The organism is Ornithinibacillus proteolyticus, from assembly GCF_039581225.1.
GTDB lineage: Bacteria > Bacillota > Bacilli > Bacillales > Amphibacillaceae > Ornithinibacillus > Ornithinibacillus massiliensis.
Genome location: NZ_JBCPXV010000032.1, coordinates 1 through 13,003 on the forward strand (window position 1 = coordinate 1; position 13,003 = coordinate 13,003).

Genomic DNA, 13,003 nt, shown 5'->3' on the forward strand with positions numbered 1-13,003 from the left:
CTCTGGTTGATATTTACAATGAACATCATTCCCAAAGGGAATAATCATGGAGGAGCCGTATGCGATGACCCGCACGTACGGAACTGCGAGAGGCGCATGAGTGATTCATGCGCCTACTCTATTTGTTATAATTTTTTTCGGATTTTGTCGGAATTTATTGATTTTCATGTATGATTGTCTATATACTAAGATTACAGTCTTATTAGAATCACCCATACCTATACTTTGTTTTAGAAAACATTAAACCTACCCTAGAAGGAGGAGCAGCTTTGAGCATAACAGATGAAAAAAATCAAGTCATCACTGCCTTATTAAATGGCACCATCATGGCAGTTAGAAATTCAATTCCTATTCAGGCTACTATAGGAAAGCCTGAGCTTTTTAGTAATTCTCTACAGCTTCAATATGGTGTATTTATTGGTATTACCGGTGATATAAGAGGTAAATTAGTTTTATCTGGTGATAGGCAAGTCTTTAGTGGAATTGGTGAAGCAATGTTTGGCATGCCCATTCAGGATGATATGCTTGTCTCACTAAGTGGAGAATTAGGTAATATAATTGCAGGTGGACTATCGACTAATATTGGACAAAATGGGATGAAAACAGATATAACTGCTCCAACGATTATGGAAGGAATAACAAAGCTTCTAGGGTATGATAAGGTCATTCGATTACCGATAGGCTTTCAAGCTGTTGGTGACCTCCATGTATACCTTGTAATAGATTAATGAGGAAGCAATGCATTATTCATAATGTATTGCTTTTTATTGTGAATACTAGGTCCATTTACCTGGATTAGTAAAGTAAAAAAAGAGGAATAGATAGAGTAGCGTTATTTCTTATATTATATGAGATTGATTTCGTGAAGAATAACTTTAGTATATACAATCGGGGAGGTTATTCATGAAAAAATATAAAAAAGACCATAAAAAGATATCGTTACAAGAAATTAACAACAAACGTGCCATATTAATCGAGGAAACATCTAAATTTGGTTTAAATAGTCAACAAGTACTAAAAGTAAGCGAAGAATTGGATACAATGATTATAAACTATATGAGAGATAGGAAATAAACGAAAGAGAAAAATCACATCTTTGACCTCCATTATACGAACCTCTTACGAAATATCTACATGTTCTACTAGCAACCTCCTCAACTAGATGCTTGGATTTTTACATGAAAGTGATTAAACTATAAGAATGGCATTAGAATAAAACCTACTTATTCGAATAAATTGTTGTAAATCTAGAGTGAAAATATAGGAGGGAAATTTATGCTAGGTGCTATCACGAATTTTTTCGACCGAATGGTTCGAAGGTATTTACCTGACGCATTTCTGTTTGCAATTATTCTTACTTTTGTTGTATTTATACTTGGGATGATTTTTACTGGCAGCTCACCTGTTAATATGGTGGAATACTGGGGTGGGGGCTTCTGGGGATTATTAGAGTTTGCTATGCAGATGTCACTTATTGTTGTAACGGGGTATATTCTTGCTAATAGTCCCATTGTGAAAAAATTACTAGGGAGAATTAGTAAGTTAGCTAATTCTCCAGGACAAGCAGTGTTATTAGTAACACTAGTTGCGTCTATTGCATGTTTAATTAATTATGGATTTGGTCTAGTTGTTGGAGCATTACTTGCTATTCACGTTGCAAAACGTGTTCCTTCAGCAGATTATCGTTTACTAATGGCTAGTGCTTATAGCGGATTTTTACTATGGCATGGAGGGTTGTCAGGATCTATTCCACTGTCAATAGCAACAGATAATCACATGCTAATAGAGGAAATTGGTATTGTGCCTGTATCCGAAACATTGTTTGGTGGTCCTAACTTGTTTATCGTTGGAACATTACTATTGACCCTGCCATTATTGAATAGATTACTAATGAAGTCTGCTAGAAATGTGGGGAAAATCGATCCAGAGTTATTAAATTTACAACAGAAAGTAATGGAAAAAGAAGAGGAAGAACCAGAGACAATTAAATCGGTCACGCCAGCGGAACGTTTGGAGAATAGTAGAATCATATCCTTACTTATTGGCATACTAGGATTAGCCTTTGTTTTGTACCATTTTGTAAGCAAAGGGTTTGATTTAAACCTTAATATTGTCAACTTTATTTTCCTATTTTTAGGGATTTTATTCCATGGTACACCACGTCGATTCTTAAATAGTGTGACTGGTGCTGTAAAGAATGCTGGCGGCATAATTATTCAATTCCCGTTCTATGCAGGTATTATGGGAATGATGACAAGTTCAGGTTTATCGGAGCAGTTATCCATGTTCTTCGTTAATATTTCTAATGAAGTTACATTACCATGGCTAAGCTTTATTAGCGCAGGCATCTTGAACTTCTTTATTCCATCAGGTGGTGGACAATGGGCAATTCAAGGCGATATTATGATGAGTGCTGCCATGAATTTAGGTGCAGATATACCAAAGACTGCGATTGCGGTTGCTTGGGGTGACGCTTGGACAAATATGATCCAACCATTCTGGGCATTGCCTTTACTTGCCATTGCTGGATTAAAGGTCCGTGATATTATGGGATTCTGTGTAATGGTGTTGTTCTTTAGTTTTATTCCAATATCGATAGGCCTGCTATTCTTCTAAATGGAAATACTATAGAGATGGATACATGAAAAAGCAAATCTACTAAGTTAAGTAGGTTTGCTTTTTATATTTTTAGAAATACGGAAAGTCAGAAGGAGCTCTCCTCCTCTACTGACATAGGTAAAATCGTTATATATTATGTTAGATCCTACCGAATTTTAAAATTATGTAAATAATCTTAAAATTACGTAAAGTGTTAGTAAATATAAACATGAGTTAACGAGATTGTGGTTTAATAGGTACCGATAACAGGTTTAGACAACCAATCTATATCATCTTTTTATTACTAGGAGGAGAAAGAAGAAAATGAAAAAGTTCGTTAGCGTCCTGTTTTTTATTGGTTTAGTTATTGTATTAAGTGCATGTAATAGTGGAAATGCACAAGAGCCAGGGGATTATGATGTTATTGATATCGTTTGGTATCCAAATGAATCTGGTAATGATTTAAAAGCTGCTCGTGATGCCATTGGTGAGGCTATTGCTGATGCAACTGGAAAAGAAGTAAAACATCATCTAACAACAGATTACGCTATCGCAATTGAAACTATCGCTAATAATAATGCTGGTGTAGCATTTATGGGTGCTCAAGGATACATAGAATCAAAAGAGCGTAATGATGCAATTGAGTCTATTGTTGTAACAAGTGGTGCATCTGGTACTTTAGATGATGCAAAGTATCATAGCTGGTTAGCTGTAAATGTTGATGAGCAAGATGATTATAAAGAGAATGGTGAATTTTCATTAGATACAATTGAAGGTAAAAAATTCTCATTTGTATCCAATAGCTCTACTTCTGGATTTGTCGTACCAAGTAACACGATTATGGGACATTTTGAAGATAAAGATTTATCAGCAGAAGACTTAATGGAGGGTGGACCATTTTTCTCACAAGTGCTATTTGGTGGATCTCACCAAGGGTCAGCGGTAAACCTTTTAAATGGTAGTGCTGATGTGGCAGCTTTCTGTGATTCTTGTGTAGACAACTATGTGGAATTAGTTGAAGGAGAAGAAAATCAAATTGGATCGGTTTACCGTGTTAAAGATGATGCGGAGGAGCCTTTCAACACCGTTACTGGTAAAGAGTTCGTTCTAATGAGTGTTACACCAGTACTTAATGCACCTTTTGCAGTTAATAAAGAAGTTCTAAATGAAGAAGATATCAATAAATTAATTGAGGCATTTACTTCAGATGAAATTGCAAATAATGAACAAATCTTCGTACCAAAGGATTCCGATATGTCTGGGTTATTCTCTAAAACAGATAATGAAAGATTCTTAGAAGTTGAAGACGCTTGGTTCGATCCAATCCGTGAACTGTCTAAGTAAATCATTCATCTAAAGGCTAAAAGATGGATTATCTGAAAGTCTAAAAGAACTACTATGGAAATAACGATATACAAGTAAAGTGCAAGTAGACATTCATAGTTATGCAAAAATACCAGGTCCTTTACTAGGAAGAATGTACGTATATCTCCAAATTGGGGGTATACGTACTATCCTTTATGATTCAGGTTTTCTAAGATAAGCCGCTTGTACCAGCCTCTTATCACATTTTCACTCAATTACGCCAATATAAACTAGAATAAGGAGTGTTATGGATGGCATTGTTAGAATTAAAGGAATTAAACAAATCCTATAATTCAGAAGTTCAAGTATTAAAGAATGTGGAGTTTACAGTTAATACAGGAGAATTTGTTTCGATTATTGGTCCTTCTGGAGCAGGTAAATCGACACTATTACGTTGTATCAATCGAATGGTTGACATTAATCCAGGAAGTGTATTTTTTGATGGTCAAGATGTCGGAGCGCAAAGTAAGAAGGAATTGCGTAAATTACGTACGAACATTGGAATGATTTTTCAGCATTATAACTTAGTTCCGAGATTAACGGTAATTGAAAATGTGCTACATGGACGATTTGGTTACAAGTCTACTTTACAAGGTATACTTGGGCGCTTTACTGAGCAAGAGAAGCAAAATGCGTTTGACCTATTAGAGAAATTAGGTATAGCAGAACATGCTTATAAGCGGTGTGATCAATTAAGTGGTGGGCAGCAGCAACGAGTTGGTATTTGTCGTGCACTTATTCAAGAACCGAAGCTGATTCTTTGTGATGAACCAATTGCCTCACTGGATCCTAACTCTTCAAAAATCATTATGGATCATTTAAAGAAAATTTCGGAGGAGCTTGGTATTACTTGTATTGTCAATCTGCATCAGGTAGAAGTTGCTAAAGACTATGCAAGCCGAATTATTGGTTTGAAGCAAGGTGAAGTAGTATTTGACGGGCCAAGTCCTTTACTTTCAACAGATAAAATAGAACATATATATGAAATGGAATCAAAAGAATTAATCACCGTATAAGGGGAATAGCAATGGATGTAAAAATTTTACGTAAGAAAAAGATGCAGTTAACCTTAATGTTTATCATTATTATTGTCATCACCTATCTGTCCTCAAGCATAACAGATTTTAACTTTATAGAAAGCATCGCTACCATTCCTGCTGCTTTCACTTGGATATTTTCCAATTTAATGATTACGCAAGATTCTTTTGAGAGGCTACCAAATATATTAGTGAAGCTGAATGAGACGATTTTCATGTCTATTGCCGCAACGACAATTGCAGCATTCTTTTCCATATTCTTAGCTTTACTAGGTTCAAAAACAACGAAAACAAATAATATATTCAGTATGCTTGCGAGATTCATTGCATCGCTATCTCGTAATATACCTGTTGTAGCATGGTCTTTAATTCTCTTGATTTCATTTGGACAGAATTCATTGACTGGTTTTCTAGCATTATTTGTTGGAACTCTAGGGTTTTTAACGAGAGCATTTATTGAATCGATTGATGAAACTAATCAGAGCTCTGTAGAAGCATTGACGGCTACTGGGGCAACCTATTTCCAAATCGTTAGTAAAGCCGTCCTACCACAAAGCATTCCACAAATGCTTAGCTGGATATTGTTTATGATTAAGACGAATATACGTAGTGCTACACTAGTTGGAATACTAACTGGAACAGGGATTGGCTACCTGTTTGATTTATATTATAAGAATATGAACTATCCAGTAGTTGCCTTAATTACTGCTACTATCGTTATTTCAGTTATTGTAATTGAATTGATATCTAACCAAATACGGAAGGTGATCTTATAATGGAAGTAGGTTTGAAACCTTCTACTATAAAACGAACAAAAAGCGGAAAAATTGATATTAAATCCGGAAACAAGATAGATTTAGTTATCAAATGGACCATTTGGATACTGACTATATTAACTATTCTAGCATTTTTCTTTTTTAACTATATGGGCTTGCAGATAGAAAGAGCCGTAACGGAAACCTTACATAATCTTAGGGTAATGTTCTTTGAACCTACATTAAATCATTTTAGTTGGGGAGAAGCCTTCTATCAAGTTGGTGTAACATTAGGTTTAGGGATATTAGCTACAATTTTAGGCGCAATTATTGCTTTCTTTTTAGCTTTAATGGCAGCAGAAAATCTATCCAAACCTTGGTTGTCTAAAACAGTGAGAATTTTAGTAGCGTTTATTCGCGCAGTACCAACTGTTCTCTGGGTGCTAATATTTGCTATTGCAGCAGGACTTGGTAGTGAAGCAGCAGTTCTGGGGATGTTATTCCACTCTGTGGCGTACCTAGTGAAAGCATTCTCTGAAGCATTTGAAGAGATAGATCCTGGTATTTTAGAAGCATTAAAAGCAACAGGTTCTAATTGGTGGCATACGATCATGCACGGGATTATTCCATCTACCTTTACCTATTTACTATCTTGGACATTTTTACGTTTTGAAATTAACTTCTCCGTTGCAGTTGCCATGGGAGCAGCAGCTGGAGCAGGCGGTATAGGCTTTGAACTTTTCATGGCATCCGGCTTCTATTATGACCTTAGAGAAGTAGGTTTAATCACATATCTTATTCTAATCATTGCCATTATACTAGAATTTATCTCCACTCGCTTGAAGGACCGATATTTTCCTTCAACAGTGAAAAACTAATTAATCCTATAGCCGAATACGATTATAGAATCCTAAAACCTTTGTATAAAGGAATAATATCCTTTATACAAAGGTTTTTATATTAGTAGAAGGAATAAAAGTGTGATTATTCAGGGTATAAAGAACTAGTTGTTTTGCGCAATGAAGACGGAATACAGGAACACGCAAATATAAAAACTAGTAAACGAAAGCGGTCATCTTCTAACGATGTTCATCGATAATTTTGCATAAAACCTTGCCAAGAAAATAGGGGAAATACGTTTAATCGATACCATTTCCGGGTATAAAGTACTAGTTGATGTTTTAGAAATTATAATATTGTAAAACAATTCATGAATATATTGTCAAATTATTGAATTTTTGTAGAATTGGTGTAGAATAGGTAATAAGTAATAGTAATTAAATACCAGATGTGTTGAAAAAGGCAAACTATTCGAAAGAGTAGGACGCAAAGCAAAGGGTCTAATGTTGAAAGACGATGATCGCCTGGCTACCAAAACAGTTTTTGGCTATTCACATATTTGAATAGCTTTTTCTTATGGTATGCAATGAATCATCGTAGTGAAGGAAGCTCCCAATATGTATACACTTATACGATATCAAAAACTACAATTGTCAAACCTTAATACAGGTATGATATTTCAAGTGGAGTGAAGGATATGGAAATCATCAACAATAGATATAGGTTAAAAGAACTTATTAAACAAGAGAAGCATGTCATGGTTTATTCAGCATATGATATGCGCAAAGAAAACAAAGTTATTCTGTTAAGCTTATTAAATAATGAATATTTACCAAAGCCTCTGATCGACTTTTATATCACTCGTTTCCTGGATATTAAACGTATAACGAGTAAAGCAATTATCCGAAATTATAGCTTTAATAAGGTCTTCTATATTGATAACAAACGACAGGTAGACTCGCAATACTTTTTTACTTCGGATTATATTCCGAGAACAGGAGACTTGTTCCAGGCAACAAAAAACATGACATTTGATGAGATTATGGATTGTTTTGTAGAGATATGCTCAGCAGTATACTCCCTCCATTTAAAGGGGTTTGTTTATGGTGCATTAAACCCCTATACTATTCGAGTATTGAAGGGGGAAGGACACTCTCAAGTGCTACTAACGGATATCGCTACCATACATATGGAACAATTAACCCATGCAGAACGAATAGAATACCCGGTATATCAATCACCAAAGGTCTTAGCAGGAGTGCCAGAAGATGCGGAATCAGATAGGTATGCTTTAGGTGTTATTCTACTCGCACTCATAACGAAAACACCTACTATAGAAGAACCTAAAAAACAGTTCACCCCGCTGCTTGAGAACTCGAATGACAAACGAGTGAAACAACTTATTCCTGTTGTGAAAAAACTATTAAATACCGAAAATGAAAATACTTATACCAACCTCTATGAAGTAATCGTAGATATAAATACAGTACTGGGTACGAACTACTCGATTATAAAGAAAGAAGAAATATATGGGTTAAATCTTTATACTAAGCTTGTTGGTAGAGAAAATGAAATGAAGACTGTCATGAGAGCGTATGAAAAGATGATTGCCTATCAGCCGGGGAAACGGATCTTTTTCGTTCAAGGTGTCAATGGTGTAGGGAAAACTCGTTTTCTACGAGAAGCTACCTTTTTACTTGGGCTAAGCAAAGCAAGTGTTTATGCGAGCTATAGCTTGAGTCATACATCCACAGATAGTAAGGAAATGTGGATTGATATTTTACGAAAATTAATCATGGAGACAGATAATACCATAGTAGAGAAATATAATACTGAATTAATTAAGTATTTCCCAGAACTTATGGATCAGAATTATAACGATTCGCTTAACTATGCTAATGAACATCATACAAAGTATCGACTTCTAAATCGCATTGCAGGTTTTATCAATGAAAGTATCCAAAATCGGCCAACGGTAATGATTATCGATAATATTCATCTCGCAGATGAATTTACAATTGATACGTTTAACTATTTATGTACAGAAGTATTAGAGAATACGAATTTGACTTTAGTTTTTTCATGTGAGGATCGAGCGGTTTCACCGAATTCAGTCGCTTCTGAATTTATCTATATGATGAAAAGGCGCCCTGATACAGAAACCATTCGGATGGAGCAATTAGATGAACAACAAACAGGAGAAATGATTCAAAGCATTCTATCCATTTCCTTTACACCTAAAAAACTCTCAAGCAGAATTTATAGTCAGTCCTATGGTAATCCGTTATTTATAAAGGAAATTATAAAAGACTTGTATAGCCGTCGAATTCTTTATGTAAGTGAAGAAACTGGAAGATGGCAAATTGATTTACCAGAGGAATCAGAGGACTATAATCTCTTAGATTTGCCAAATAATATTGAGCATGCATTAGTCAACCAATTGAAGGATCTTGATCCGGAAAAAATGGATATTCTAACAAGTATCTCCATATTTTCTAAGCCAATTGCCACACACATAATAGAGAAGCTCTTACCAAATACACTGATGGTGGATGAACAATTAGAGGAATTGGTGAATAAGGGAATCTTGCAGCGGCTAATTGATGATAGCTCTTACTTATATGATTTTCGCAGCAAGATATTGAAGAACGTTGTGTACGATAGAATTTCCCAGCAAGAGAGGATATCGAAGCATCAGCTAGCAGCAACTAGTTTAGCAGAATTGAACGGAATGGATTTGGAGAAGAACCTCGATGAAATTATTTTCCATTTTTCAAATGCTAGAAATAAGGAAAAAGCAAGAATCTATTACCTTGAAAAAGCTAAGTTGATGAAGGGTAGATGGAATACGAAAGGGCAAATTGAAAATCTAAGAAAAGCGCTCGATATAACAGTTAATCCTGTAGAACAAACAGCATTTTATCTTGAGATAGGATCGTTATTAACTGACACAGGAGATACCAGATTAGCTTTTGAGTATTTGGAGAAGGCGGAGAGACTTGCACTGGAAGAAAACCATGTGGACCATTTAATAATGGCATACTTACATCTAGCAAATGCGAATCACGCAATCTATCAGCTTGCCAAGGTAAGAGAGTATATCGAGAAGGTAGAACATATTTTAACAAGCCATCCTAATGAAGCGGCAAGGTTAGAAGTGAAACGTCTTCAAGCTATCTTGCTTACCGAGGAGAATCAAATAGTAGAGGCAGCAGCTCTTTTTGAAGAATTAATTGCAGAGTGCGGTAACAAATTTTTGGAAATAAAGGGGAATGCATACAGAACATTAGGATTTATTTTTGTACACTTAGGAAAAGCGGAGGAGGCTTTAGAGGCCTATCATGAGTCTTGTAAACTGTCAGAAGAAGCTCAGAATGCAAGAGCTATGCTATTATCGCTCAACAATATAGGTGCGCTTTATGCAGAGGTCTATGAAGATTATGACAAAGCGATGGAATATCATTTAGAGGTTAAACAGCTGAGTGAGGAATATGGCATTTATACAAGTGAAGTATTGGCACTAATCAATATTGCAGAAGCCTATCTCAATCAATTCGATTATAATACGGCATTTGAACACTTTAACCAAGGGTTAACGAAGGCAGAGCGTTACAATCTCGTTCTGGAGAGGTATATGCTATTAAATTATTTAACACAGGTGAGTTTAGAGCGAAATAATTTTGTGGATGCCTTAGAATATTACAATAAATTGCAAGTGGACTTACAGGATAATCCAAATAAGGGCTTTGACATTGGTGGTTATTATCAAACTTGCGCGAAGCTGTATCAGTCTCTTGGTAATTATGTAGAAGCAGAGCGTTATTCCCAAAAAATAATCGCGTTCCATAGTGAGCATGAAAATATGATGAAATATACTGCAACTGCACAAGTCCTCATCAATCAATTACGAGAGCCGGAACAAGACTTCGATGATTTTTTAGTGAAACAAATTGTGAAGGTTATTGACAAAATTACAAACAAGTCAAGTAGCATTGAACGACTATGCGAAGCTATCCAGCATCTTAGTAGGAAGGGGAAACACCACCAAGCGGCGGAATTACTTTCTATGGTAGAAGACTTAGTTAGTGAGGACACACCATATAGATTAAAGGCTATATATGAGCATGCGAAGGGAATCATTGCGTTTAACTTAGATCGGTCATGTTCCATCACTTATTTTGAAAGCAGCTTACATTTAGCGAAAATCTCTAAAAGTAAGGAATTAACCGCTCGTATTCAGGCAGATATAGGCAATTATTACTTTAATTCAAAAGCGTATTATGAAGCAGCCGCTTATTATCTAGAAGCTTTTGAAACGATTAAAGATTTAATTCAGCAGCTTCCAGATGAATATAAATTGGACTACATTAATGGTCGAAGCTTCTCCAGGGAATTTTATCGACTTAATGAAATAAAAAGGTGGATTCAATCCGAACAAGAGCAGATTTTAGAGCAAGAGGCGTTGGTTCATACGGTCAGCTCCTTAGATGAACTAATAGCTATTTTAAACACCGAGCAGATTGATTTCTTTATGGAAAATGATCGGTTTATGCGTAATATTAGTCGTAACTATATGGAAAAGTTATCTGATGGGATTTTTCAACCAGAGGATCTTTTGAAACAGTTAGACAGTGATGTATCGAAAAATCTAACCATAATCGTAAAATTTCTTTCTGGTCGATTTCTTGCGACTAACGGGTATATTCTTTCTGAGGAAAAGGGACAGCAAGTAACGGTTCTCTCTTCCCTTGATAAGGGTACTAGTATACCGGGAAATATTGCTATCTTTAATCGTGTTAGGTCCACGATGAAGCCTGTTCTACTATCAGATAGACTGACACATGATAAGGTAGATCATCAATTGTTAGAAGATGATATAAAGGCTATTCTATGCATTCCTATAATTAAGAAGGTAGAATCACGACCAATAGTAGGCGAAAGTCATCAATTACTAGGCTACATTTATTTGGAAACAGACCGGATCGTGAATAACTTTAATCCGTCATGCTTAGAGAAGTGTATGGAGCTGAGTAACTTCCTTGCATTACTTATGGAGAAACGCCAATTATTGATTACTGCTTCGATTGATCGATTAACAGGTGCATTAACAAGAAAGTATTTAGAAGATGCTTTACAAAACACCCTAGATTACACAAGGAAAAATGGCAATGAATTTAGCATCATTATGTTCGATTTGGATAAATTTAAAGGCGTTAATGATCGTTATGGGCACCAAATTGGCGACAAAGTTCTAAAGGAAGTTTCCCAGATTATATTGGAAAATCTCGATCAGAACAGTTTATTGGGACGCTATGGTGGGGAGGAATTTATTATTATTCTTCCTTCAGTCAATATAGCGGATGCACAGGAAATTGCAGAAGCATTACGCTCTACTGTTCAAGATCATAAGCTATTAGGTGATAAGCAGGAAATAACCTTAAGTATGGGGCTAGCCTCTTATCCTGAACACGGTCAAACCGTCCGTGAGCTTATTCTAAAGGCTGACCAAGCATTATACATTGCGAAAGAGAACGGGCGTAACAACTCTCAAGTTTGGCAAAAGGATTTTGATGACAAAGTGAAACCAGCGAATAAGCTCACTGGAATCATTTCTGGTGACGAAATAAGGGATGCGAGAAATGTACTAGCATTAGTTGAACTTATCCAATTAACCAACCTTCCTATAACAGTTGAGGAAAAAATCTATCAATTTCTTGGTAGAATGGTTGAAATTATGGAAGCACAATATGGATATATTGTACTCACAGAAGGGAGTTCCATTATAAAGTCCTATGGTAGGAAGTCCCAGGAAGAAGAATGGGTCAAAGAACATACCTTTAATCAGCAGATTATTACGACAGTCCTAAAAGAGGAAAGTGGTATGTTTACCATTGATTGGGAAGCAACAGAGAAGATTAACCCCGTTAATGGATTGCCTGATTGGGATTCTATACTAGCAATGCCAATAACGGCTGATGGAACGGTAAAGGGTGTTATGTATATGTCAGCACCTGCTAGGCTAAAAGAATTTGGAGCGGATGAGTTAAATGTCATGAACGTGTATAGTGAATTAGTGGCAAATATTATATAATAAAATCAATAACATTTGAATTATCAAACTATAATGAATAGATTCGTCATGAGTAATAATCAAAAATCCTTAGTTAAAAACTATTCGAATGATAAGACTCAGGTGTTAAGGGAGTACCAGTATAATCGCTCATGATAGCCTGATGAACAAATTTGTTGGTTTTATGCATGAATTATGTTGAGGACGGGACATAACTAAAAGAACTAAATGTAAAACCGAATGATACAGGATACTAGCTCCGGAAATATACGTAGACGAAAACGGGGAGGATAGGGCAAGGTTGAGACCCCTAAAGAAGTAGCACGAGGAGGCTCACC

The 13,003-nt window shown here is 35.7% G+C and carries 8 protein-coding genes and 1 riboswitch; all 8 genes read left to right on the plus strand.

Going from position 1 to position 13,003, the window contains the following annotated elements; genetic code table 11:
- The first annotated feature begins 269 nt into the window (after positions 1 to 269).
- Positions 270 to 728, plus strand: coding sequence for a chemotaxis protein CheX (locus tag AAIB49_RS14130; RefSeq protein ID WP_339213543.1), 459 nt, complete (start codon positions 270 to 272; stop codon positions 726 to 728).
- Positions 729 to 903: 175 nt separating this feature from the next.
- Positions 904 to 1,074, plus strand: a complete 171-nt coding sequence (locus AAIB49_RS14135; protein ID WP_339213544.1) for an aspartyl-phosphate phosphatase Spo0E family protein — start codon at positions 904 to 906, stop codon at positions 1,072 to 1,074.
- Between the two features lie 201 nt (positions 1,075 to 1,275).
- Entirely contained in the window at positions 1,276 to 2,616 is a 1,341-nt protein-coding gene (locus tag AAIB49_RS14140; protein ID WP_339213546.1) for a short-chain fatty acid transporter, read from the plus strand.
- Between the two features lie 306 nt (positions 2,617 to 2,922).
- A complete protein-coding gene (locus AAIB49_RS14145) occupies positions 2,923 to 3,942 on the plus strand; it encodes a PhnD/SsuA/transferrin family substrate-binding protein (protein WP_339213548.1) in 1,020 nt (339 codons plus the stop codon).
- A gap of 272 nt (positions 3,943 to 4,214) precedes the next feature.
- The gene (phnC, locus tag AAIB49_RS14150; RefSeq protein WP_343458382.1) at positions 4,215 to 4,979 is read left to right on the plus strand and encodes a phosphonate ABC transporter ATP-binding protein; all 765 of its coding nucleotides are present in this window, start codon (positions 4,215 to 4,217) and stop codon (positions 4,977 to 4,979) included.
- 11 nt (positions 4,980 to 4,990) lie between these two features.
- On the plus strand, positions 4,991 to 5,776 hold the full coding sequence (phnE, locus tag AAIB49_RS14155; RefSeq protein ID WP_343458383.1) for a phosphonate ABC transporter, permease protein PhnE: 786 nt from the start codon (positions 4,991 to 4,993) through the stop codon (positions 5,774 to 5,776).
- Positions 5,776 to 6,633, plus strand: a complete 858-nt coding sequence (locus AAIB49_RS14160; protein WP_343458384.1) for an ABC transporter permease subunit — start codon at positions 5,776 to 5,778, stop codon at positions 6,631 to 6,633. Before phnE ends, AAIB49_RS14160 begins: the two co-directional genes overlap by 1 nt.
- Positions 6,634 to 7,046: 413 nt before the next feature.
- Positions 7,047 to 7,131: riboswitch (cyclic di-GMP riboswitch) on the plus strand.
- Positions 7,132 to 7,292: 161 nt separating this feature from the next.
- Entirely contained in the window at positions 7,293 to 12,686 is a 5,394-nt protein-coding gene (locus AAIB49_RS14165) for a diguanylate cyclase (protein ID WP_343458385.1), read from the plus strand.
- Positions 12,687 to 13,003 lie beyond the last annotated feature (317 nt).